This is a genomic window from Pseudomonas sp. CFBP 8770 (assembly GCF_014841705.1).
In the GTDB taxonomy this organism is placed as follows: Bacteria; Pseudomonadota; Gammaproteobacteria; order Pseudomonadales; family Pseudomonadaceae; genus Aquipseudomonas.
Genome location: NZ_JACYUL010000001.1, coordinates 955,394 through 977,725, shown reverse-complemented (window position 1 = coordinate 977,725; position 22,332 = coordinate 955,394). Strand labels below are relative to the sequence as shown.

Here is a 22,332-nt window from a genome sequence, read left to right as displayed (position 1 = left end):
CCCGGTTTTTGCCCCCGAGTCTGCCCCATGTCTTTTCAGCGCGTCCTGGTCATCGGCTATGTCTGGCCCGAGCCCACCTCTTCAGCGGCCGGCGGGCACATGATGCAGTTGCTGCAGTGCTTCACCGCCCAGGGCTGGCACGTGACCTTCGCCAGCCCCGCCAGGGTCGGCGAGCACAAGGCCGACCTCGCAGCGCTGGGCATCGCCGAACGCGACATCGAACTCAATGACGACAGCTTCGACCGCTTCGTTGCCGAGTTGCAGCCGGACATGGTGCTGTTCGATCGTTTCATGATGGAAGAGCAATTCGGTTGGCGGGTCGAGCAGCACTGCCCGCAGGCCGTGCGCGTCCTGGAAACCTGCGACCTGCAAAGCCTGCGCGACGCGCGTCAGGGTCTGCTCAAGCAGCGCCTGCACGCAAGTGACGACGAAAACGACTTCACCGCGTTGTTCGCCGTATCGCCTGACACGCTCTACGCACACATGAGCGACGCCGATATCACCCAGCGGGAAGTGGCCGCCATCTTTCGTTGCGACTTGAGCCTGATGATCTCGCCGTTCGAAACGCGCCTGCTGATCGAACGCTTCGGCGTGCCGGCCAGCCTGCTGCATGATTGTCCGCTGATGGTCGAGCCGCTGCCCAGCGCAGCATTGACTTTCGAGCAACGCGCCCACTTCGTCTGCATCGGCAATTTTCGCCACGCGCCCAATTGGGACGCCGTGCTGTGGCTCAAGCAGCAGGTCTGGCCGCGCATTCGCACGCAGCTGCCACGCGCGCAATTGCACGTGCACGGTGCCTATACGCCGCCCAAGGCCATGGCCCTGCACAACCCCGCGCAAGGTTTCCTGGTCAAGGGCTGGGCGGCGGACGCACTGCAGGTGGTGGGCAAGGCTCGGGTGGCGCTGGCGCCGCTGCGTTTCGGCGCGGGCATCAAAGGCAAGCTGCTCGACGCCATGCTCTGCGGTACGCCCAGCGTGACAACCCCGGTGGGTGCCGAGGGAATGCGTACCGGCGAGCGCTGGCCGGGCCGGACAGGCCGGAGCGCAGACGAGCTCGCGCAGGCGGCCGTGGAGTTGTACGAAAACGTGAATCAATGGCAGACGGCCCATGCACAGTGCCATGAGCACCTGTGCGCTCAGTATGCAGTCGAGCCGCACGCGCAGGCGCTGGTGCTGCGCCTGGAACAGTTGCGTCAGAGCCTCGCGCAGCATCGCCGGGCGAACTTCACCGGTACCATGCTCCGGCATCACCTGCACAAAAGCACAAAATATTTCTCGCAGTGGATCCAATCCAAGAACCAATCGGTCTAAGCGGCCGCTGGCACTTTATGGCCCGCGAACTAATCTCTGGTGTCCAAGGTAGTTCCTATTGCCCTTTCAGGACGAACGACGATGGCGCCTATCGACAGCACTAAAGTCTACGACTCAGAACTGATGCGTATGCTGCGCAGCAAACATACCGATTTGCGTCCAGCCTTGAAAAAGGTGTCGACCTTCCTGCAGGCCAATCCCTACCGCAGCGCAACACTCAACATAGAAGAACTGGCGGGCGCCACCGGCACCTCCACTGCCGCTGTCAACCGCCTGGCCATGCGATCGGCCTTAATGGTTTCACCGGCCTGCGCTTCGCCCTGATGGAAAACCTGCTGGCGGTGGTGTCTGCGGCCGACGTCATCGAAGGCCGGCTCAAGCAGGCACCGGAGACGGGGTTTGATCTGGAACAGCAGATCAGCCTGAGCAAGCACCATCTGGACAACGTCACACGCATGAACGACAACCAGACCTTCGAGGAGATGGCCCGGCAGTTGGCCCGCTCGCAGAATGTGTTCGTGGTCGGTTTCGGCAACAGCTTTCACATCGCGGCCATGGCAGCTGCCGGGCTCAGCCCATTCTGCGCCGGCGCGCACTGCGTGACCCTGGACGGCGGTCTTGAAGGGTCGGCCTATCGACTGTCTGGTATCACCCGCAACGACACCCTGCTGGCCATCGCCCTGCCCGCCTACACCCGCGACACCATTCGCCTGGCCGAATACGCCAAGTCCCGCGAAGCCTGTGTGCTGAGCGTGACCGACTGCCCTGCCTCGCCCCTGGTGCAGGTGTCCACACTGAGCCTGTTCATTCCCCCCCACCATCCCGTGCTGCCCAATTCCAAGATCGGCTTGATGGCGGCCATGGAAGCGTTGCTGGCTCAGGTACAGTTGCTCAAACCGGCGGCGAACGGCGCCCAGCCAGCGTTTCCCGACTGGGAGCCGGACCGTGACAGCCTGCGCTCCTCGTTGCCAGGCCTGCCGCGCTCGGACGGGCCGCGCAAGAACGACGACTTGCGCTGAGCCGGGGCCGGTTCGACACTGGCCTTATCGACGCCCGGCGTTTCAGCCTTGGACGTACAGGCCCGTCCACCGCTATGCTTGGGTGCGCATTTCCGATCGGCATAACTCCAAAAGCAGCCACGGCATGACCCGACCAACGCGAATAACCGACCCTTCCTACGAGTTGATGGACGACCACGAAGGTCGCTCGATCATCTATCGCCAGCACGGCTTCCCATGCCCACTGGTGCGCTGGCACTTCCACAAGGAATACGAATTGCACCTGCTGGTCGCCACCTCGGGCAAAGTGTTCGTCGGCGACTACATCGGCAACTTCAATCCGGGCAGCCTGTTTCTCACCGGGCCCAATCTGCCGCATAACTGGATCAGCCAGTTGCAGAACGACGAGTCGGTGAGCAAGCGCGACATGCTGGTCAATTTCACCGACGAGCTGTTCGACCATGGCCACCAGGTATTCAGCGAACTCAAAAGTCTTGCGCCGCTGCTCGAGCGAGCCCGTTACGGCATCGAGTTCCGCTGTGCGCGGACCATCGCCCAGGCCGGTGCCTCGATGCAACGCATCGCCGAAAGCCAGGGCATCAGCCGCCTCGGACACTTCCTCATACTCATGGAATCGCTGGCGGCCTGCGAAGACTACCAACTGCTCTCGGGCACCGCTGCGGCTCAGGACGCCGACGAGCACGCCGTGGAGCGCACCAACCGCGCGGTCGACTACATCTTCGCCCACTACGCGCGAGAGCTGTCCCTGGAAGAAGTCGCCGCCTACCTGGGCATGAAGCCCACCTACTTTTCCCGGGTGTTCAAACAAGCCACCGGCCGTTGCTTCGTCGAGTTCGTCAATCGCCTGCGCATCAGCAAGTCCTGCGAGCTGCTGGCCGACGGCGACCGACCGGTGACGGACGTCTGCTTCGAGTCGGGCTTCAACAATATTTCCAACTTCAACCGCCGCTTCCAACAGCTCAAGGGCATGACGCCGTCGCACTACCGTCGTCTGGCCGTGCAGCGATCGAGCTCCTGAAACCTGTACGAAACCTCACAGTGACTGCATGCATGCCTCTGGCGCGTGATCGCGCATGCCAGTGCAGTGCAAATAAGTATCAGCGTGGGTGTACTCAGGGATTTGTCAGAATGCCTGCGGGGGTCTGTAATCACAGGCAGTGCTTCACCTCTACGAAGACACAAGAATAATAACCAAGGCCGCCTCCCCGCGTGCCGAAGAGGAATGCGAGATGACGATAGACTACAAACGCCTGCTCGTTGCCAGCGGCCTGTGTGGCGCACTGGCCATCAGTGGCTACAGCTACGCCGACACCACCCTGACCATCGCCACCGTCAACAACAGCGACATGATCCGCATGCAGCGCCTGGCCAAGACGTTCGAGTCCGAGCATCCGGACATCAAGCTCAACTGGGTAGTGCTGGAAGAAAACGTGCTGCGCCAGCGCCTGACCACCGATATCGCCACCCAGGGCGGCCAGTTCGACGTGTTGACCATCGGCATGTACGAAGCCTCGCTGTGGGGCGCCAAGGGTTGGCTGTCACCGATGAAGGACCTGCCTGCCAGCTACGACATCGACGATGTCTTTCCTTCGGTGCGCGACGGCCTGTCGGTGAAGGGCCAGCTGTACGCCCTGCCGTTCTACGCCGAAAGCTCGATGACCTACTACCGCACCGACCTGTTCAAGGCGGCCGGTCTCGAGATGCCGGAAAAACCCACCTGGACCCAGATCGCCGAATTCGCCGGAAAACTCACCGACAAGAGCAAGGACCAATACGGCCTGTGCCTGCGCGGCAAGGCTGGCTGGGGCGAGAACATGGCGTTGATCACCACCGTGGCCAACAGCTTCGGCGGCAGCTGGTTCGATAGCCAGTGGAAGCCGCAGTTCGACAGCGAAGCCTGGAAGAAAGCGCTCAACTTCTACGTCGACAACATGAAGAAGTCCGGCCCTCCCGGCGCTTCGAGCAATGGCTTCAACGAGAACCTGGCACTGTTCAACAGCGGCAAGTGCGCCATCTGGGTCGACGCCAGCGTTGCCGGCTCGTTCACCATGGACAAGACCCAAAGCAAGGTCGCCGACAGTGTCGGCTTCACCTTCGCCCCCCATGAAACCACCGACAAGGGCTCGGCCTGGCTGTACTCGTGGGCCCTGGCGATTCCGGCCAGCTCGAAGAACCAACAGGCCGCGCAGCAGTTTTCGGCCTGGGCAACCTCCAAGGACTATGCAGCGCTGGTCGCCAAGACCGACGGCGTGGCCAACGTGCCGCCCGGCACGCGCAAGTCCACCTACACCGACGAGTACCTGAAGGCGGCGCCGTTCGCCCATATCACCCTGGAATCGCTGAAGGTCGCCGATCCCAAGCAAACCGATGCCAAGCCCTACGTCGGTATCCAGTTGGTGACGATTCCCGAGTTCCAGGCCATCGGTACTGAAGTCGGCAAGGCATTCGCTGCCGCACTGACCGGTCAGACCACTGCGGACCAGGCGTTGGTCGTCGCGCAGACGGCCACCGAGCGTGCCATGAAGCGCGCCGGCTACCCCAAGCAGTAACACGTCCGCCCTGCTGCCCGCCGACCATGGCGGGCAGCCCTGCTCACCAGGTGCGCACTCATGAATACTACGACTGCCAAGCCCCAGCCCGATGCCGCTGAGGTGACGGGCAAGCGCCGCTTGTCCAACCCCGGCTGGTTTCTGGTCACGCCGTCGGTGGCCTTGTTGCTGCTGTGGATGATCGTGCCACTGGGCATGACCGTCTATTTCTCGCTGATCCGCTACAACCTGCTGTACCCCGGCGAAAACGAGTTCGTCGGGCTGGAGAATTTCAGTTTCTTTCTCACCGACGCCGGCTTCATGCCGGGCGCCACCAACACCTTGCTGCTGGTCGGCAGCGTGCTGTTGATCAGCGTGGTGTTCGGCGTACTCATCGCCGCACTGCTGGAAGCCAGCGAGTTTCTGGGCCGAGGTATCGTGCGGGTGATGCTCATCTCGCCTTTCTTCATCATGCCCACGGTAGGCGCGCTGATCTTCAAGAACCTGATTTTCCATCCGGTGTCGGGGATTCTCGCGGCCGTGTGGAAGTTCTTCGGCGCCGAACCGGTCGACTGGCTTGCCCACTATCCGCTGTTCTCGATCATCGTCATTGTCAGTTGGCAATGGCTGCCATTCGCCATCCTGCTGCTGATGACCGCCATGCAGTCGCTGGACCAGGAACAGAAGGAAGCCGCGCGGCTTGACGGCGCCGGCGCCCTGGCGATCTTCTGGCACCTGACGCTGCCGCACCTGGCGCGCCCCATCGCCGTGGTGGTGATGATCGAAACGATCTTCCTGCTCTCGGTGTTCGCGGAAATCTTCACCACCACCAACGGGGGTCCGGGTTTCGCCTCCACCAACCTCGCCTACTTGATCTACAACCAGGCGCTGGTGCAGTTCGACGTAGGCATGGCCTCCGCGGGTGGTTTGATCGCCGTGGTCATCGCCAACATCGCCGCCATCATCCTGGTGCGGATGATCGGCAAAAACCTCACCGACAAGAATTGAGGGCCTGCGCCATGACACTTCAACAATCGCGTCGCCCGCAAAGCCTGGTGCTGGGCTGCCTGGCCTGGGCCGTGGCGATCCTGGTGTTCTTCCCGATCTTCTGGATGGTGCTGACCAGCTTCAAGACCGAGATCGACGCCTTCGCCACACCGCCGCAGTTCATCTTCACCCCGACCCTGGAAAACTACCTGCACATTCAGGAGCGCAGCGACTACCTGCATTTCGCCTGGAACTCTGTGCTGATTTCCTTCAGCGCTACTGCCCTGTGCATGTTGATTGCCGTTCCCGCCGCCTACTCGATGGCGTTCTACGAAACCAAGCGCACCAAGCAGACCCTGCTGTGGATGCTCTCCACCAAGATGTTGCCGCCGGTGGGCGTGCTGATGCCCATCTACCTGCTGGCCAAGGGCGCCGGGCTGCTGGATTCGCGCATCGCGCTGATCGTCATCTACACCCTGATCAACCTGCCGATCGTGGTGTGGATGGTGTACACCTACTTCAAGGACATTCCTCGGGAAATCCTCGAAGCGGCGCGCCTGGACGGTGCGACGCTGGGCCAGGAAATGCTGCGGGTGCTGCTGCCGATCAGCAAGGGCGGTTTGGCGTCTACCGTGCTGCTGTCGTTGATCCTGTGCTGGAACGAGGCCTTCTGGTCGTTGAACCTGACCAGTTCCGGCGCCGCGCCGTTGACCGCGCTGATCGCCTCGTACTCAAGTCCGGAAGGGTTGTTCTGGGCCAAGCTATCGGCCGTTTCGACCCTGGCCTGCGCGCCGATCCTGATCTTCGGCTGGATCAGCCAGAAGCAGCTGGTGCGCGGCCTGTCCTTCGGCGCGGTCAAATGACAGGTGGCGACTTCACGGACGCCTTCGCGGCCACTGGCCGCGAAGAGGCCGGCACCGCCAACAACGTACTTACATCAGGACCCATCCCATGGCCACATTGAAAATAAAAAACCTGAAGAAGGGCTTCGAAGGCCTGCAGATCATCAAGGGCATCGACCTGGAGGTGCACGATCGCGAATTCGTGGTGTTCGTCGGCCCGTCGGGCTGCGGCAAGTCGACCCTGCTGCGCCTGATCGCCGGGCTCGAGGAAGTCAGTAGTGGCACCATCGAGCTGGACGGTCGCGACATCACCGAAGTGCCCCCGGCCAAGCGCGACCTGGCCATGGTGTTCCAGACCTACGCCCTGTATCCGCACATGACGGTGCGCAAGAACCTGTCGTTCGCACTGGACCTGGCCGGCAAGCCCAAGGCCGAAGTCGAGAGCAAGGTCGCCGAAGCTGCGCGCATTCTCGAACTGGGCGCCCTGCTCGACCGCAAGCCCAAGCAATTGTCGGGCGGCCAGCGCCAGCGCGTGGCGATCGGGCGCGCCATCGTCCGTCACCCCAAGATCTTCCTGTTCGACGAGCCGCTGTCCAATCTCGACGCAGCCCTGCGCGTGCAGACCCGCCTGGAACTCTCGCGCCTGCACAAGGAGCTGCAGGCCACCATGATCTACGTCACCCACGACCAGGTCGAAGCCATGACCCTGGCCGACAAGGTGGTGGTGCTCAACGGCGGCCGCGTCGAACAGGTAGGGGCGCCCCTGGAGTTGTACCATCATCCGGCCAACCTGTTCGTCGCCGGATTTCTCGGGACGCCGAAGATGGGTTTCCTCAAAGGCACGCTCAGCCGGGTCGATGGCCAGGGCTGCGAAGTTGCCCTCGACGCCGGCACCCAAATCTACCTGCCCCGCGTCAGCCAGACGCTGAAAGTCGGCGATGCGGTGACCCTGGGCATCCGCCCCGAGCACCTCGACCTGGCGCAGCCGGGACAATGCCAGCTGGCGGTGACCGCCGATGTCAGTGAGCGCCTGGGCAGCGACACCTTCTGCCACGTCGTCACCGACTCGCAGGAACCGCTGACCCTGCGAATCCGCGGCGATCTGCGCAGTCAGTACGGCGAACGCCTGAACCTGCTGCTGGACGCCGAGTACTGCCACCTTTTCGATGCCCAGGGCATTGCCGTGGCCAAGCCGCTGCAGGCCGCTGCCTGATACAGGACCGAACATGAAACTCAATCGACAGAATCTGCACCAGCTCGCCGAGCATATCCAGTTGCCCGCCTACGACCCGACGACGCTTGCGCATGGCATCGTCCACATCGGTGTCGGTGGGTTCCACCGCGCGCACCAGGCGTTCTACACCGATGCCCTGATGAACCAGGGCGAAGCGCGGCAGTGGGCCATCTGCGGCGCCGGCCTGCGCAGCGAAGACCGCAAGGTCCGCGACGCCCTGGCCGAGCAGGATTTCTACTACACCCTGGTGGAGCTGGGCGATACGCCGGACACCGAAGTGCGGGTGATCGGCGCGATCACCGACATGCTCCTGGCCGAAGATGGCGCCGAGGCCTTGATCGGCAAGCTGGCCGAGCCCTCGGTGCGCATCGTTTCGCTGACCATCACCGAAGGGGGTTATTGCATCGACGACAGCAACGGCGAGTTCATGGCCCACTTGCCGCAGATCCAGCAGGACCTGGCTCACCCGCTGGCGCCCACCACCGTATTCGGTTTTCTCTGCGCGGCCTTGCAACGACGACGCGACGCCGGCATCGAAGCGTTCACCGTGATGTCGTGCGACAACCTGCCCCACAACGGCGCAGTCGCGCGCAAGGCGTTGCTGGCGTTCGCGGCCTTGCGGGACCCGGCGCTGCACCACTGGATCGCCGGCCACGTGCAGTTTCCCAACGCCATGGTCGACCGCATCACGCCGATGACCAGCGAGGCTCATCGCGCTCAATTGCGCGAACGACATGGCGTCGAGGACAGCTGGCCGGTGGTCTGCGAACCGTTCGTGCAATGGGTGGTAGAGGACAAGTTCGGCGCGGGCCGACCCGCTTGGGAAAAGGTTGGCGTGCAGTTCACCGACGATGTCACGCCCTATGAAGAAATGAAGATCAAACTGCTCAACGGCAGCCACCTGGCCTTGACCTACCTGGGCTTCCTGAAAGGTTACCGCTTCGTTCACGAGACCATGAACGATCCGCTGTTCGTGCGCTATATCCGCGCCTACATGGACCAGGACGTTACGCCACAACTGGCTTCCGTGCCGGGCATCGACCTGGAAGGCTACAAGGACACCCTGATCGAGCGCTTTTCCAACCAGGCCATCGCCGACCAGTTGGAACGGGTCTGTTCGGACGGTTCCTCGAAGTTTCCCAAGTTCACCGTGCCAACCATCAACCGACTCATCCTCGACCAGCAAGACACTCGGCGCGCGGCGCTGGTAGTGGCAGCCTGGGCGTTGTACCTGGGCGGCGTCGACGAGAACGGCACGCACTACACCATTCCAGATCCACGCGCTGAGTTCTGCCAGACGCTGGTCGCCGACGAGGCGTCGCTCACGCAACGGCTGCTGGGGGTCGAGGAAATCTTCGGCACGCAGATTCCGCGCTCGGTGGAGTTCGTTGCGGCCTTCGAACAGCAACTGGCCAGCCTGCGGAGCCAGGGTGTGCACGCCACACTCGAACAGCTGCTGGACGACAAGGAGTAACCTGCCATGTTCCTCGGGATCGACTGCGGCACGCAAGGTACCAAGGCGCTGATCCTTGACGCTGACAGCGGTCAGGTACTGGGCCAGGGCTCGGCCGCGCACCACATGATCAGCGGCGAGAACGGCCGTCGCGAGCAGGACACCAGTGACTGGCTGACCGCGTTCGAACAGGCCACCGCACAGGCGCTGGCCCAGGCCGGCATCGATGGCCAGCAGATTCTGGGCGTCGGCGTGTCCGGCCAGCAGCATGGACTGGTATTGCTGGACGCAGACGGGCAACCGTTACGCCCGGCCAAGCTGTGGTGCGACACTGAAAGCACACCGCAGAACGAGCGCCTGCTGGCCGAGCTGGGTGGTGAACAGGGTTCGCTCGACCGCCTGGGGCTGGTCATTGCGCCAGGGTACACCGTGTCGAAGCTGCTTTGGACCCGCGAGCATCATCCGCAGATATTCGAGCGCATCGCCCACGTGCTGTTGCCACACGACTACCTGAACTTCTGGCTGACCGGGCTGGCGCGCGCCGAATACGGTGACGCTTCCGGCACCGGTTACTTCAACGTGCGCGAGCGCCAGTGGGACCTTGCCCTGCTGCGCCAGATCGACCCAAGCGGGCGGCTGGAAGCGGCAGTGCCGCCGCTGATCGAGTCGCACCAGCCAGTGGGCACGATTCGTCCGGGCATTGCCGCGCGGCTGGGCATCAACCCGCTGGCCGTGGTGGCCAGCGGTGGCGGCGACAACATGATGGGTGCCATCGGCACGGATAACACCCACCCTGGGGTCATCACCATGAGCCTGGGGTCTTCCGGCACGGTGTACGCCTGCAGCGATCAGCCGACCGTACTGGACGAGCCGGCGGTGGCGACGTTCTGTTCGTCTTCGGGAGGGTGGTTGCCGCTGATCTGTACCATGAACCTGACCAACGTCACCACGGCGGTGCGCGACTTGCTGCAACTGGACATCGGCGGATTCAACAAGGCCGTGGCACAGGCACCGATTGGCGCCGGGGGAATCGTGATGTTGCCGTTCCTAAATGGCGAGCGGGTGCCAGCACTGCCTCACGCCACTGGTTCGGTGCTGGGGCTGACCAGTGACAACCTGAGCGCGGCAAACCTGTGCCGCGCGGCGGTGGAAGGGACGACCTTCGGTCTGCGCTATGGCCTGGACCTGCTGCGCGCCGGCGGCCTGCAGACCCGCGTGATACGGCTGATCGGGGGCGGCTCGAAGAGCCCGGTGTGGCGGCAGATCGTAGCGGACATCATGGACGCGCCGGTGGTCTGTACCGAGCAGCCGGAGGCCGCGGCATTGGGCGCGGCGATCCAGGCGGCGTGGTGCGCCAGCCAGGATCCACAAGGCCTGGCCGCGTTGTGCAAACGCTGCGTGCGCTTGGACGAAACCAGCCACACCCAACCCATTCCCGCCAACGTCTCGGCCTATCAGCACGCCTACCAGCGTTACCGCCAGCACATCCCTGCGTAGCCCCCTTGCCCCGCCCCTCTGTAGGAGCGGTCAGCGGCCGCGAAGAAAGTGCCGCGGTGTGCGGGCGGAAGGTTAGAGGTCCGGCTGGATGATTTCGACCCAGTAACCGTCAGGGTCCTTGATGAAGGCGATGTTCTTCATGCGGCCATCGGTCAAACGCTTCTGGAAGTCCACACCCAGCGTTTCGAAACGCTCGCAGGCCGCGTGGATATCCGGCACCGACACACAGATGTGACCGAAGCCACGTGGGTCGCTGTTGCCATCGTGGTAGGCGAAGTCGGCATCGTTCTCGGTGCCATGGTTATGGGTCAACTCCAGAACGCCGGGCATCGACTTCATCCAGGTGGTCCGCGCCTTGTCGTCCGCAGGAATCGTCGACTTGTCCACCAACGCCAGGAAATACAGGCTGAACTGGGCCTCGGCGAAATCCCGCTTTTCCACCAGACTGAAACCCAATACACGGGTATAGAAATCCAGCGACCGCTCGATGTTCTTGACTCGCAACATGGTGTGGTTGAAAACGAACCGGGATGTGGCGGCTTCAGGTTGCGCGGTAACACCGGGCACACTGTTCAAATGATCGAGGCTCATGAAAGCTCCCTTGAATGAATGGGCAGTAGCTGCGAGTCATGATACGGAACGTAATGGACGATGCCAAACGCGACGACGCTTTGAATGCGCGACGATGAGACGCGGAGAGTGTCGCGGAGAGTGTTACGAGGAAGATAATCTTGAAACGCAGGCAATAAGAAGCCCGCCGAAGCGGGCATTTGGGGCGCTGTTCCATCAGCGGATTTCATAATGGAACAGTGGCTGTGAAAAGGATGTGAAAACGTGAGCAGTCACTCCGCGTTTTTCATCGAATTCACTCAGCGAAGCAACCAGCCGTCTACGGTGCTGGCGCCGTGTTCCTGTTTCCAGGCTTTGAGGCCGTGGTGATTGCCACCCTTGGTTTCGATACGCTCGCCGGTGTGCGGGTTCTCGTACACCTTGACCACCCGTGCCCGGCGCTGCTGCTTGGGCGCGGGGGCTGGCGCCCTGGCGGATGGGGTTTGTGGATCGAGAATGGCGACAATGTCGCGCAGGCCCTTTTCATAGGTTTTCATCAAACCCAGAAGCTTTTTCTCGAACTCGATTTCCTTCTTCAACCCCGCGTCGTTCTTCATTGTTTCGAGCTGGGCGAGTTGTTCTTGCAATGCCTTTTCGGCGGCACGGTATTCAGCGAGTCTTGACAATGTCTCTACTCCGGACAGAACCTGATGGCGCCCTGCCCTTTTTCGAGCCGGGCTCTCTTGCAGATGCCACGTTTGCTTGCACACGATAGTGCAACTTCGCAGAGACGTAAATGACGTAACAGTGATGACGGCAACTTCTTTAGTTACTTGAAGTTTGTCTGGAAGATTGGGCGCGCAGGAGGGATCGAGGCAGAGTGTTTGATATTTTAAAAAGCGACGCGGCTTGCACCGCTGCTACAGGGGAATACCTGTAGCAGCGGCGCAAGCCGCGTCAGTCAAGCGTTACCCTGTAGCAGCGGCGCAAGCCGCGTCGGTCAAGCGGTACCCTGTAGCAGCGGCGCAAGCCGCGTCAGTTGCCCGATCAGGCCGGCGCAGAAGTGCGGATCAAGTGATCGAAGGCTGCCAGCGAAGCCTTGGCACCCTCGCCGACCGCGATCACGATCTGCTTGAACGGCACGGTGGTCACGTCACCGGCGGCAAAGATGCCTGGCAGATCGGTCTCGCCGCGTGCATCGACCATGATCTCGCCACGGTTCGACAGCTCGATGGTGCCTTTGAGCCAATCGGTGTTGGGCAGCAGACCGATCTGCACGAAGATGCCTTCCAGAGCGATTTCGTGATGCTCGCTGCTCTGGCGATCCTTGTAGCGCAGGCCGTTGACACGTTGGCCGTCACCGGTCACTTCGGTGGTCAGGGCGCTGGTGATCACCTTGACGTTGGGCAGGCTGTGCAGCTTACGCTGCAGCACGGCGTCGGCACGCAGCTGGGTGTCGAACTCGATCAGCGTCACATGGGCGACGATACCGGCCAGGTCGATGGCGGCTTCCACACCGGAGTTGCCACCACCGATCACTGCCACACGCTTGCCTTTGAACAACGGACCGTCGCAGTGCGGGCAGTAGGCCACGCCGCGGTTGCGGTACTCCTGCTCACCCGGCACGTTCATTTCACGCCAGCGCGCACCCGTCGCCAGAATCAGCGTCTTGGCCTTGAGGGACGCACCGCTGGCAAATATCACTTCGTGCGGCGCACCGTCCTTGCCAGGAATCAGTTTCTCGGCGCGCTGCAGATTCATGATGTCGACTTCGTACTGCTTGACGTGCTCTTCCAGCGCCACGGCCAACTTGGGACCTTCGGTTTCCTGCACGGAAATGAAGTTCTCGATGGCCATGGTGTCCAGCACCTGGCCGCCGAAACGTTCGGCGGCAACACCGGTACGGATGCCTTTGCGGGCAGCGTAGATGGCAGCTGCCGCACCGGCAGGCCCGCCGCCGATCACCAGCATGTCGAACGCCTGCTTGGCGTTGAGCTTTTCAGCCTGGCGATCACTGGCGCTGGTGTCGATTTTCGCCAGGATTTCTTCCAGGCCCATGCGGCCCTGACCAAAGTTCTTGCCATTGAGGTAGACACTTGGCACGGCCATGACCTGCCGCTCTTCCACTTCAGCCTGGAACAACGCGCCGTCGATGGCGACGTGACGAATATTGGGGTTGAGCACCGCCATCAGGTTCAGCGCCTGGACCACGTCCGGGCAGTTCTGGCATGACAGGGAAAAATAGCTTTCGAACAGAAACTCGCCTTTCAACGCAGCGATCTGTTCGATGACCTCGGCACTGGCCTTGGAAGGATGGCCGCCAACCTGCAGCAGCGCCAGTACCAGCGATGTGAATTCGTGACCCATGGGGATACCGGCAAAACGCAGGCCGATGTCCGCTCCAGGACGATTGATGGAGAACGATGGTCGACGTGCATCGCTGCCGTTGTCGAGCAGCGTGATCTTGTCCGACAGCGCGTCGATGTCGCGCAGCAGGCCAAGCAATTCCTCGGATTTCGCGCCGTCATCAAGGGACGCGACGATCTCGATCGGTTGGGTGACCCGTTCCAGATAGGCTTTCAACTGGGCTTTAAGATTGGCGTCCAACATGAGGGCGATTTCCGTTTTGAGTGTTTCGAAGACGACAGTTGCCCGCCAGGGTGTCAAACCCTGCGTGAGCGATGATGCTTTTGGAGAAGGTAACAACCGTAGGAGCGGTCGGTGGCCGCGAATCAGGCGCTGCGTTCGTACAAGCAAAACGCGGCGGATTTTCGCGGCCGATGACCGCTCCTACGGGGGTGATGCAATCCCGCGGGCAGTGGCCCGCGGGAAACAGCTTGGGAAGCTGCTTAGATCTTGCCGACCAGGTCCAGCGATGGAGCCAGGGTGGCTTCGCCTTCTTTCCACTTGGCTGGGCAGACTTCGCCTGGGTGGGCGGCGACGTACTGGGCCGCTTTCACCTTGCGCAGCAGCTCGGATGCATCACGGCCTACGCCGCCGTCGTTGAGTTCGACGATCTTGATCTGGCCTTCCGGGTTGATCACGAACGTGCCGCGGTCAGCGATACCGTCGGCCTCGATCAACACGTCGAAATTCCTCGAGATGGTGTGAGTCGGGTCACCGATCAGCGGGTACTGGATCTTGCCGATGGTGTCGGAAGTGTCGTGCCAGGCTTTGTGGGTGAAGTGGGTGTCGGTCGACACGCCATAGATTTCCACGCCCAGCTGCTTGAAGGCTTCGTAGTTGTCGGCCAGGTCGCCCAGTTCGGTTGGGCAGACGAAGGTGAAGTCGGCCGGGTAGAAGAATACGACAGACCACTTGCCTTTCAGATCGGCGTCGCTGACCGGCACGAAAGCGCCATTGTGGTAAGCGGTAGCGTTGAATGGTTTGACTTGGCTGTTGATGATCGGCATCGGTGACTCTCCTTCAGGGGGTTGAAATCGTGTTTGAATTCGATAGGCAGCATCCTAACCAGATGTACGATTGATAGCTCATTGGCAAACTGGATGCTGTCGATTGGTTTTGCCTATCGAAGCTACCCATAATAAAGAAGAAATATGAACACAGGGCAATGACACCGCTTTTTGTCGACTTTTCGCACAGTCGTGCCCACGACCTACCTACAGCCACGCTTGGAACCGCCGGATAGCATGAGGCCCGCTTCCGCAGATGAGACCAACCAGGTGACTATAAAAACCATCGTGGCCGACGACCACTCGGCCGTTCGACTCGGGCTGCGCATTGCCCTCGAGCGCGCACCGCGCGCGCGCTTCAGCGTGGTCGGCGAGGCCGAAAACGCCAACCGAGTGCTTGAATCGCTGCAGCAACAGCCGTGCGATCTGTTGATTACCGATTACCGCATGCCTCAACTCGAGGGTGGCGACGGCCTGGCTCTGCTGCGCCAGGTACGTCTTCGCTACCCACGCCTGCCGGTGCTGGTGCTGACCACGTTGGACAATCCCATGGTGCTGCGCGCCATTCTCGACAGCGGCGCGCGGGGTCTGTACGACAAGCAGGAGTGCCTGAGTCATCTAAGCACCGCTGCCTACAGCCTGATGCGCGGCAACCACTACCTCAGCGCACGCTTCACCCGGCGCCTGGCGGAACATGAGGTGGAACACCGCGGCGCCCACGAACGGCTGTCGGCGCGTGAGCTGGAAGTGCTGAAGCTGCTGGTGGGAGGCATGAGCGGACGCGACGTTGCCGCGCGTTTGCAGCGCAGCGAAAAAACCATAAGCCGGCAGAAACGCTGCGCCATGGAAAAACTGGGCATCAGCCATGACGCCGCGCTGCAGGAATACGCTGCCGTGGTCGGCCTGCCGGACTGACCGGCAGGCCGCAGGCTCAGGCGTCGACCGGGGTACGCATGGTCACGAACTCTTCGGCAGCGGTAGGATGCACGCCGATGGTCTCATCGAACACCTGCTTGGTCGCGCCCGCCTTGAGCGCAATCGCCAAGCCCTGAACGATCTCGCCAGCGTCAGGGCCAACCATGTGGCAACCCAGCACCTTGTCGGTATCTGCATCGACCACCAGCTTCATCAGGGTGCGCTCCTGGCTGTGGGTCAGGCTGAACTGCATGGGGCGGAAACGGCTTTCGAAGATCTGTACCGAATGCCCCTGCTCGCGCGCCTCTTTTTCGGTCAGGCCCACGGTACCGATGTTCGGCAGGCTGAACACCGCCGTCGGAATGTGCTTGTAGTCCACCGGGCGATACTGCTCGGGCTTGAACAGGCGACGTGCCACGGCCATGCCTTCGGCAAGCGCCACCGGGGTCAGCTGTACCCGGCCAATCACGTCGCCCAGCGCCAGAATCGACGGCTCGGTGGTCTGGAACTGCTCGTCGACCTGGATGAAACCCTTGTCGTCCAGCTTCACGCCGGTATTCTCCAGGCCCAGGTTGTCCAGCATCGGCCGGCGCCCGGTGGCGTAGAACACGCAGTCTGCCGCCAACTCGCGACCGTCCTTGAGCATGACCTTGAGGCTGCCGTCGTCGAGCTTGTCGATGCGGGCAATATCGGAATTGAATTGCAGGTTCATGCCGCGCTTGGTCAGCTCTTCGCTCAAGTGCTTGCGCACCGCACCGTCGAAGCCACGCAGGAACATCTCGCCGCGATAGAGCAACGTGGTTTCGCTGCCCAGGCCATTGAAGATCCCGGCGAACTCGACGGCAATGTAGCCGCCGCCAACCACGATCACCCGCTTGGGCAATTGCTCGAGGAAAAACGCTTCGTTCGAGGTGATGGCATGCTCACGACCCGGCACATCGGGAATCTGCGGCCAGCCACCGGTGGCTATCAGAATGTGCTCGGCACTGAAACGCTGGCCATCCACTTCGACCGTGTGCGCATCCAGCAGGCGTGCGTGGCCTTCCAGCAGCTTCACACCGCTGTTGACCAACAGGTTGCGATAGATTCCGTTGAGCCGTTCGATCTCCTTGTTCTTGTTGGCAATCAGCGTCGGCCAATCGAACGAGGGTTTTTCCAGGCTCCAGCCAAAACCGCTGGCATGCTCGAAGTCGTGGGCGAAGTGGGCGCCATAGACCAGCAACTTCTTGGGTACGCAGCCAACATTGACGCAGGTGCCGCCCAGGTAGCGGCTTTCAGCCACTGCCACTTTCGCGCCGAACCCTGCGGCGAAGCGCGCCGCACGCACGCCGCCGGAACCGGCGCCAATCACGAATAAATCGAAGTCATAGCTCATGTTGCTCTCCTGGCACCTGCACGGCCCGCGCGCGGGCCGTAGCCATAAACAAGAACGCCGCTGTCCAGAGGGCAGCGGCGTCGATCATGCTAACCGATTGGGCGTCAGATGAACGCTTTGCCGGTCTTGTAGAAGTTTTCGAAGCAGAAGTTGGTGGCGTCGATGTAGCCTTCGGCGCCGCCGCAGTCGAAACGCTCGCCCTTGAACTTGTAGGCCAGCACGCAACCGTTCTGGGCCTGCTTCATCAGGGCATCGGTGATCTGGATCTCGCCACTCTTGCCTGGCTCGGTCTGTTCGATCAGGTCGAAGATGTCCGGGGTCAGGATGTAGCGGCCGATGATGGCCAGGTTCGACGGCGCATCTTCAGGCTTTGGCTTTTCAACCATGCTGGTCACGCGAAAGATATCTTCACGGATCATGTCGCCGGCGATCACACCGTACTTGTGGGTTTCCTGGGGATCGACTTCCTGGATGGCGACGATCGAGCAGCGGAACTGGTTGTACAGCTTGACCATCTGCTGCAGCACACCGTCGCCGTCCAGATTCACGCACATGTCGTCCGCCAGTACCACGGCGAACGCCTCGTCGCCGATCAGCGGGCGACCGCTGAGGATGGCGTGGCCCAGGCCTTTCATCTGCACCTGGCGGGTGTAGGAGAAGGTGCACTGGTCGATCAGCTTGCGAATGCCGACCAGGTACTTTTCCTTCTCGGTGCCCTTGATCTGGGTTTCCAGCTCGTAGCTGATGTCGAAGTGGTCTTCGATCGCGCGCTTGCCGCGACCGGTCACGATGGAAATCTGGCTCAGGCCAGCTTCCAGGGCCTCTTCAACGCCGTACTGGATCAGTGGCTTGTTGACGATCGGCAGCATTTCCTTGGGCATTGCTTTGGTCGCTGGCAGGAAGCGAGTACCGTAGCCGGCCGCTGGAAACAAGCATTTCTTGATCATGTGAGTCCTTACAGAAGAGCAATGCTGACGAGTTACGGCACAGTCGGGTTCAGGCGTCGACTACCTAACAATGCCTGCCGCTGGCCAACCGATTGGTTGATAGAGAAATCCTGATGCAGATAGTTCCACTGCAAGGTAAATATTGCTACACCGGTCGAGCAACGGAAAATTTCCTTGCACAACTACCCTTGCCGCCTGCCAGTGTATAGCATTGCGCCACCGCATAGCGGCCCCCTTGTCTACCTGAAGAATCCCGCCCGATGAGCACCCTCCTGCGCACCACCCTGGCCTCCCTTGCCGTGCTTGCCGTTTCGGCATGCGCAAGCACCTCGCCCACCATTCTCAAGAACGGCCAACAGGGCTTGAACATCGATTGCTCGGGTCAAGCCATGTCCTGGGACAAGTGCGACGAACAAGCCCGCCTGGAGTGCCCCGCCGGCTATCAGACGGTCGCGACGCAGGGTGTACCGCGGCGCACTGGCGAGGTCGGGCTGGCGGATGCCGACCTTGGCAATTACCAGACCCGCAGCCTTGTGGTGGTGTGCAAGTAGAAACGGCTCAGCCGGAAATGCATTTCTCGGCCGCCTGACGCACATCAGCCGGGCGCAGCGGCACGTTCGACAGACGTTCGTGCACCTTGATGCTGCTGCCGCCGGAACGATCGTCGACGATCAGCACGGCGGCTGGATCCTTGGAGAGTTTCTGCGGAACGATGATCCGATAGCCGTCATGCTTCTGCTCGATCAGCGACGGCCCACGGCTGTCGCTCAGTTGGGCGACCACGCAGGTTGAATACTCCTTGGGGGTCTTGCCGGAAATCACGCTCATGGTCTCGGGGCTTTTCTCGATGTCCGTCACGGTGGCACAACCACCGAGCAATACCACTGCCGTCAACCAGGCCCACTTCATGATGCATCTCCGTCATTAAATACCCTGTGACCGCAAGGTCATGAATTTGCTCCATGCATCGGTAGAATTTATCCGTCTCGCGACGCGCATGATATCGTTGCGCTTTTGCGCGCATCTGTAACTCGCGCACCTGCAACAGTGGAGAGCCCATGAAATTCGTTCACCAGCGCGAGCACCTCAATGAAGATGACCTGGTCGTCATCGAGTGCTCCCAGCTCTGCAACATCCGCCTGATGAGCGATGCCAATTTCCGCAGCTTCAAGAACGGTGGTCGACATACCTACCACGGCGGCGCGTTCGATACCTTCCCGGCCAAGATCAGCGCACCGAGCACCGGTTTCTGGAACATCACCATCGACACTGCGGGCACCAAGCTGTCCAGCGTGGCACGCAAGAGCAGTTTCACCCACAAGATCAAGATCGTGCGCCGCACGGCTTCGAAATTCACCTGATGCAGGCGCGCCCATGATCAAGTATGTGATCCGCTACAACCTCGACGGCCAGCGCCGCTGGGACTTCGCCCACCTGGCCACCGGCTCCCTGGAAGAGGCACATGCTGCCCTCGTCGCCTTGCATGGTGAAGATGCAGCGAATATCAGCGACATTCACGTCAGCAAGGCCCTCTGATCCACCTGGATCCGCGGTGCGGCCTTCGCGGGCAGAGCCCGCTCCCACAAGGGTGATCGCGGTACCTGTGGGAGCGGTCAGTGGCCGCGAAAAGATCACTGCGGTCCCGCGGTCACTCCGCGGTGCGCCCTTCGCGGCCGATGACCGCTCCCACAAGGGTAATCGCGATACCCGTAGGAGCGGTCAGTGGCCGCGAAAAGGTCACTGCGGTCCCGCAGGCATCCCGCGGTGCGCTCTTCGCGGCCGATGACCGCTCCCACAAGGGTGATCGCGGTACCCGTGGGAGCGGTCACTGGCCGCGAAAAGGTCACTGCGGTCCCGCAGGCACCCTGCGGTGCGCCCTTCGCGGCCGATGACCGCTCCTACGGGGTGAGCGCTCCCATAGGGGTGCCAGGTACCACGGGGCATATGCATTCTGGTTCTGTGCATATGCTCAAACATCACTTTTACGTCTATTTACAAACTGTTATCTTCCGTCGGCTCTGTCGAGAGCCCGCGACCGTGCGCGTGCTTTTCTGATGATGCGACAAGACAGCCTGAGAACAGGATCACTATGTACGTTTATGACGAGTACGATCAACGGATCATCGAGGACCGCGTCAAGCAGTTCCGAGATCAGACCCGCCGCTACCTGGCTGGCGAACTGAGCGAAGAAGAATTTCGCCCGCTACGCCTGCAGAACGGCCTCTACATCCAGCGTTTTGCCCCGATGCTGCGCGTCGCCGTGCCCTATGGCCAGCTGACATCGCGACAGACGCGCATGATGGCCAAGATCGCTCGCGACTTCGACAAGGGCTACGCGCACATCAGCACGCGACAGAACGTGCAGTTCAACTGGCCGGCCGTGGAAGACATCCCCGACATCCTGGCCGAGCTGGCCACCGTGCAGATGCATGCGATCCAGACCAGCGGCAACTGCCTGCGCAACGTCACCACCGACCAGTTTGCCGGCGTGGCCGCCGATGAAGTGATCGACCCACGCCCGTGGTGCGAGATCGTCCGCCAGTGGACCACGTTCCACCCGGAATTCGCCTACCTGCCGCGCAAGTTCAAGATTGCCGTCAATGGCGCCAGCACCGACCGTGCAGCCATCGAAGTGCACGACATTGGCCTTGAGCCGGTGCACAACGACGCCGGCGAGCTGGGCTTCCGCGTACTGGTCGGTGGCGGCCTGGGCCGCACCCCGGTCGTAGGCGCGTTCATCAACGAGTTCCTGCCCTGGCAGGACCTGCTCAGCTACCTCGATGCCATCCTGCGCGTGTACAACCGCTATGGCCGTCGCGACAACAAGTACAAGGCCCGCATCAAGATTCTGGTCAAGGCCCTGACGCCGGAAGTCTTCGCCCAGAAAGTCGATGCCGAGATGCAGCACTTGCGCGGCGGCAGCACCACGCTGACCGAGGCCGAACTGCACCGCGTGGCCAAGCACTTCGTCGACCCTGAGTACAAGGCCCTGCCCGACTTCGCCGCCGACCTGGCCCAGCTGGACACCCAGCATCCGGGTTTTGCCCGCTGGCGCTCGCGCAATACCCTGGCGCACAAGAAACCCGGCTACGTGGCCGTGACCCTGTCGCTCAAGCCCACCGGGGTGGCCCCAGGCGACCTGACCGACAAGCAGCTGGACGCCGTCGCCGATCTGGCCGACAAGTACAGTTTCGGCCAGTTGCGCACCTCTCACGAGCAGAACATCATTCTGGCCGACGTCGAACAGGCGCAGCTGTTCAGCCTCTGGAACGAGCTGCGCGAAGGCGGTTTCGCAACCCCGAACATCGGCTTGCTGACCGACATCATCTGCTGCCCGGGCGGTGATTTCTGCTCACTGGCCAACGCCAAGTCGATTCCGATCGCCGAATCCATCCAGCGCCGTTTCGACGACCTGGACTACCTGTTCGACATCGGTGAGCTCGACCTCAATATCTCCGGTTGCATGAACGCCTGCGGTCACCACCACGTCGGCCATATCGGCATCCTTGGCGTGGACAAGAAAGGCGAGGAGTTCTACCAGGTGTCCCTGGGTGGCAGCGCCAGCCGCGACGCCAGCCTGGGCAAGATCCTCGGCCCGTCGTTCGCCCAGGACGCCATGCCGGATGTCATTTCAAAGCTGATCGACGTGTACGTGGAAAAACGCACCGAAGACGAGCGTTTCATCGATACCTATCAGCGAATCGGCATCGACCCTTTCAAGGAGCGCGTCTATGCAGCGAATCATTAAGAACAACGAAGTCGTCGACGAAACCTGGCACCTGCTGCCCAAGGACACCTCGTTCGACGGCATCAGCAACTGTGACGACCTGATCGTGCCCCTCAGCCTGTGGCGCGAGCACGGTTCGGCGCTCAAGGCCCGTGACGGTGGCCTGGGCGTATGGTTGGACAGCGACGAAGAAGCCGAGGAAATCGGTGAGGTGGCCAACGAGTTCCAGGTCATCGCCTTGAATTTCCCGGCTTTCACCGATGGGCGCAATTACTCCAATGCCCGCCTGCTGCGTGACCGCTATGGCTTCAAAGGCGAGCTGCGCGCCATTGGCGACGTGCTGCGCGACCAGCTGTTCTACCTGCACCGTTGCGGATTCGATGCCTTCGCCCTGCGCGCCGACAAAGATCCCTACGAAGCTCTGGAAAGTCTCAAGGACTTTTCCGTGAGCTACCAGGCCGCCACCGACGAACCGCTGCCGCTGTTCCGTCGCCGCTGAGTCGCCGTTGCAGGCTGTAACCGCCGCGCCTGTTCC

At 61.7% G+C, this 22,332-nt stretch carries 23 protein-coding genes; 16 read left to right on the top strand and 7 right to left on the bottom strand.

The window, feature by feature from the left end:
- Positions 1–27: 27 nt before the first annotated feature.
- The 10 genes from IFT98_RS04255 to xylB all read left to right on the top strand — a co-directional run bounded on the left by IFT98_RS04255 (position 28) and on the right by xylB (position 10,871).
- A complete protein-coding gene (locus IFT98_RS04255; RefSeq protein ID WP_192047184.1) occupies positions 28–1,311 on the top strand; it encodes a glycosyltransferase in 1,284 nt (427 codons plus the stop codon).
- 81 nt (positions 1,312–1,392) lie between these two features.
- Positions 1,393–1,635 carry a hypothetical protein gene (locus IFT98_RS04250; protein WP_192047185.1) on the top strand — a complete coding sequence of 81 codons (243 nt, stop codon included), beginning with the start codon at positions 1,393–1,395 and terminating at the stop codon, positions 1,633–1,635.
- Positions 1,635–2,330, top strand: a complete 696-nt coding sequence (locus tag IFT98_RS04245) for a MurR/RpiR family transcriptional regulator (protein WP_192047186.1) — start codon at positions 1,635–1,637, stop codon at positions 2,328–2,330. Before IFT98_RS04250 ends, IFT98_RS04245 begins: the two co-directional genes overlap by 1 nt.
- 124 nt (positions 2,331–2,454) lie before the next feature.
- A complete protein-coding gene (locus IFT98_RS04240; RefSeq protein ID WP_122715223.1) occupies positions 2,455–3,348 on the top strand; it encodes an AraC family transcriptional regulator in 894 nt (297 codons plus the stop codon).
- Between the two features lie 211 nt (positions 3,349–3,559).
- Positions 3,560–4,879 carry an ABC transporter substrate-binding protein gene (locus IFT98_RS04235; RefSeq protein WP_192047187.1) on the top strand — a complete coding sequence of 440 codons (1,320 nt, stop codon included), beginning with the start codon at positions 3,560–3,562 and terminating at the stop codon, positions 4,877–4,879.
- 60 nt (positions 4,880–4,939) lie between these two features.
- Positions 4,940–5,866 (top strand): carbohydrate ABC transporter permease, encoded by a 927-nt coding sequence (locus IFT98_RS04230; RefSeq protein WP_122476905.1) that lies wholly within the window; start codon positions 4,940–4,942, stop codon positions 5,864–5,866.
- Between the two features lie 11 nt (positions 5,867–5,877).
- Positions 5,878–6,708 (top strand): carbohydrate ABC transporter permease, encoded by an 831-nt coding sequence (locus IFT98_RS04225; RefSeq protein ID WP_192047188.1) that lies wholly within the window; start codon positions 5,878–5,880, stop codon positions 6,706–6,708.
- Positions 6,709–6,796: 88 nt separating this feature from the next.
- On the top strand, positions 6,797–7,900 hold the full coding sequence (locus tag IFT98_RS04220; protein ID WP_192047189.1) for an ABC transporter ATP-binding protein: 1,104 nt from the start codon (positions 6,797–6,799) through the stop codon (positions 7,898–7,900).
- A gap of 13 nt (positions 7,901–7,913) precedes the next feature.
- Positions 7,914–9,395: a mannitol dehydrogenase family protein gene (locus tag IFT98_RS04215; protein WP_192047190.1), complete on the top strand. Its 1,482-nt coding sequence runs from the start codon at positions 7,914–7,916 to the stop codon at positions 9,393–9,395.
- A 6-nt stretch (positions 9,396–9,401) separates the two neighbouring features.
- Positions 9,402–10,871 (top strand): xylulokinase, encoded by a 1,470-nt coding sequence (gene xylB, locus IFT98_RS04210; RefSeq protein WP_192047191.1) that lies wholly within the window; start codon positions 9,402–9,404, stop codon positions 10,869–10,871.
- A 72-nt stretch (positions 10,872–10,943) separates the two neighbouring features.
- Here xylB and gloA read toward each other — a convergent pair whose 3' ends face one another.
- The 4 genes from gloA to ahpC form a co-directional block, all read right to left on the bottom strand.
- On the bottom strand, positions 10,944–11,462 hold the full coding sequence (gene gloA, locus IFT98_RS04205) for a lactoylglutathione lyase (protein ID WP_192047192.1): 519 nt from the start codon (positions 11,460–11,462) through the stop codon (positions 10,944–10,946).
- Positions 11,463–11,740: 278 nt separating this feature from the next.
- On the bottom strand, positions 11,741–12,106 hold the full coding sequence (locus tag IFT98_RS04200) for a histone-like nucleoid-structuring protein, MvaT/MvaU family (protein ID WP_192047193.1): 366 nt from the start codon (positions 12,104–12,106) through the stop codon (positions 11,741–11,743).
- A 361-nt stretch (positions 12,107–12,467) separates the two neighbouring features.
- Complete coding sequence (gene ahpF / locus IFT98_RS04195; protein WP_192047194.1) at positions 12,468–14,030, bottom strand: alkyl hydroperoxide reductase subunit F; 1,563 nt, start codon at positions 14,028–14,030, stop codon at positions 12,468–12,470.
- Between the two features lie 239 nt (positions 14,031–14,269).
- Positions 14,270–14,833, bottom strand: coding sequence for an alkyl hydroperoxide reductase subunit C (gene ahpC / locus IFT98_RS04190; RefSeq protein ID WP_192047195.1), 564 nt, complete (start codon positions 14,831–14,833; stop codon positions 14,270–14,272).
- Positions 14,834–15,103: 270 nt separating this feature from the next.
- Between ahpC and IFT98_RS04185 the strand changes: the two genes are divergently transcribed.
- Entirely contained in the window at positions 15,104–15,748 is a 645-nt protein-coding gene (locus IFT98_RS04185; RefSeq protein ID WP_192047196.1) for a response regulator, read from the top strand.
- A 16-nt stretch (positions 15,749–15,764) separates the two neighbouring features.
- On the opposite strand, the gene gorA is transcribed toward IFT98_RS04185, so the two are convergent.
- Both gorA and galU read right to left on the bottom strand, forming a co-directional pair.
- Entirely contained in the window at positions 15,765–17,123 is a 1,359-nt protein-coding gene (gene gorA, locus IFT98_RS04180) for a glutathione-disulfide reductase (RefSeq protein WP_192047197.1), read from the bottom strand.
- Positions 17,124–17,227: 104 nt separating this feature from the next.
- Entirely contained in the window at positions 17,228–18,070 is an 843-nt protein-coding gene (gene galU / locus IFT98_RS04175) for a UTP--glucose-1-phosphate uridylyltransferase GalU (RefSeq protein ID WP_122476885.1), read from the bottom strand.
- A gap of 260 nt (positions 18,071–18,330) precedes the next feature.
- Here galU and IFT98_RS04170 point away from each other — a divergent pair, with 260 nt between their 5' ends.
- Positions 18,331–18,621, top strand: coding sequence for a hypothetical protein (locus IFT98_RS04170; protein WP_240998717.1), 291 nt, complete (start codon positions 18,331–18,333; stop codon positions 18,619–18,621).
- A gap of 7 nt (positions 18,622–18,628) precedes the next feature.
- On the opposite strand, the gene IFT98_RS04165 is transcribed toward IFT98_RS04170, so the two are convergent.
- Positions 18,629–18,979, bottom strand: a complete 351-nt coding sequence (locus IFT98_RS04165; RefSeq protein WP_192047198.1) for a hypothetical protein — start codon at positions 18,977–18,979, stop codon at positions 18,629–18,631.
- 149 nt (positions 18,980–19,128) lie between these two features.
- On the opposite strand from IFT98_RS04165, the gene IFT98_RS04160 reads away from it, so the two are divergent.
- The 4 genes from IFT98_RS04160 (at position 19,129) to IFT98_RS04145 (ending at position 22,296) form a co-directional block, all read left to right on the top strand.
- Positions 19,129–19,431: a DUF1883 domain-containing protein gene (locus IFT98_RS04160; protein WP_122476881.1), complete on the top strand. Its 303-nt coding sequence runs from the start codon at positions 19,129–19,131 to the stop codon at positions 19,429–19,431.
- A 13-nt stretch (positions 19,432–19,444) separates the two neighbouring features.
- Positions 19,445–19,606, top strand: a complete 162-nt coding sequence (locus IFT98_RS04155; protein WP_192047199.1) for a hypothetical protein — start codon at positions 19,445–19,447, stop codon at positions 19,604–19,606.
- A gap of 553 nt (positions 19,607–20,159) precedes the next feature.
- Positions 20,160–21,818, top strand: coding sequence for a nitrite/sulfite reductase (locus IFT98_RS04150; protein ID WP_192047200.1), 1,659 nt, complete (start codon positions 20,160–20,162; stop codon positions 21,816–21,818).
- On the top strand, positions 21,802–22,296 hold the full coding sequence (locus IFT98_RS04145; RefSeq protein ID WP_192047201.1) for a DUF934 domain-containing protein: 495 nt from the start codon (positions 21,802–21,804) through the stop codon (positions 22,294–22,296). The genes IFT98_RS04150 and IFT98_RS04145 overlap by 17 nt, the downstream gene beginning before the upstream one ends.
- Positions 22,297–22,332 lie beyond the last annotated feature (36 nt).

What these genes read in the sequence shown, in the direction of transcription:
- IFT98_RS04255 (WP_192047184.1), top strand. Translation starts at nt 28, where the DNA reads ATGTCTTTTCAGCGCGTCCTGGTCATCGGCTATGTCTGGCCCGAGCCC.
- IFT98_RS04250 (WP_192047185.1), top strand. Translation starts at nt 1,393, where the DNA reads ATGGCGCCTATCGACAGCACTAAAGTCTACGACTCAGAACTGATGCGT.
- IFT98_RS04245 (WP_192047186.1), top strand. Translation starts at nt 1,635, where the DNA reads ATGGAAAACCTGCTGGCGGTGGTGTCTGCGGCCGACGTCATCGAAGGC.
- IFT98_RS04240 (WP_122715223.1), top strand. Translation starts at nt 2,455, where the DNA reads ATGACCCGACCAACGCGAATAACCGACCCTTCCTACGAGTTGATGGAC.
- IFT98_RS04235 (WP_192047187.1), top strand. Translation starts at nt 3,560, where the DNA reads ATGACGATAGACTACAAACGCCTGCTCGTTGCCAGCGGCCTGTGTGGC.
- IFT98_RS04230 (WP_122476905.1), top strand. Translation starts at nt 4,940, where the DNA reads ATGAATACTACGACTGCCAAGCCCCAGCCCGATGCCGCTGAGGTGACG.
- IFT98_RS04225 (WP_192047188.1), top strand. Translation starts at nt 5,878, where the DNA reads ATGACACTTCAACAATCGCGTCGCCCGCAAAGCCTGGTGCTGGGCTGC.
- IFT98_RS04220 (WP_192047189.1), top strand. Translation starts at nt 6,797, where the DNA reads ATGGCCACATTGAAAATAAAAAACCTGAAGAAGGGCTTCGAAGGCCTG.
- IFT98_RS04215 (WP_192047190.1), top strand. Translation starts at nt 7,914, where the DNA reads ATGAAACTCAATCGACAGAATCTGCACCAGCTCGCCGAGCATATCCAG.
- xylB (WP_192047191.1), top strand. Translation starts at nt 9,402, where the DNA reads ATGTTCCTCGGGATCGACTGCGGCACGCAAGGTACCAAGGCGCTGATC.
- gloA (WP_192047192.1), bottom strand. Translation starts at nt 11,462, where the DNA reads ATGAGCCTCGATCATTTGAACAGTGTGCCCGGTGTTACCGCGCAACCT.
- ahpF (WP_192047194.1), bottom strand. Translation starts at nt 14,030, where the DNA reads ATGTTGGACGCCAATCTTAAAGCCCAGTTGAAAGCCTATCTGGAACGG.
- ahpC (WP_192047195.1), bottom strand. Translation starts at nt 14,833, where the DNA reads ATGCCGATCATCAACAGCCAAGTCAAACCATTCAACGCTACCGCTTAC.
- gorA (WP_192047197.1), bottom strand. Translation starts at nt 17,123, where the DNA reads ATGAGCTATGACTTCGATTTATTCGTGATTGGCGCCGGTTCCGGCGGC.
- galU (WP_122476885.1), bottom strand. Translation starts at nt 18,070, where the DNA reads ATGATCAAGAAATGCTTGTTTCCAGCGGCCGGCTACGGTACTCGCTTC.
- IFT98_RS04170 (WP_240998717.1), top strand. Translation starts at nt 18,331, where the DNA reads ATGAGCACCCTCCTGCGCACCACCCTGGCCTCCCTTGCCGTGCTTGCC.
- IFT98_RS04165 (WP_192047198.1), bottom strand. Translation starts at nt 18,979, where the DNA reads ATGAAGTGGGCCTGGTTGACGGCAGTGGTATTGCTCGGTGGTTGTGCC.
- IFT98_RS04160 (WP_122476881.1), top strand. Translation starts at nt 19,129, where the DNA reads ATGAAATTCGTTCACCAGCGCGAGCACCTCAATGAAGATGACCTGGTC.
- IFT98_RS04155 (WP_192047199.1), top strand. Translation starts at nt 19,445, where the DNA reads ATGATCAAGTATGTGATCCGCTACAACCTCGACGGCCAGCGCCGCTGG.
- IFT98_RS04150 (WP_192047200.1), top strand. Translation starts at nt 20,160, where the DNA reads ATGTACGTTTATGACGAGTACGATCAACGGATCATCGAGGACCGCGTC.
- IFT98_RS04145 (WP_192047201.1), top strand. Translation starts at nt 21,802, where the DNA reads ATGCAGCGAATCATTAAGAACAACGAAGTCGTCGACGAAACCTGGCAC.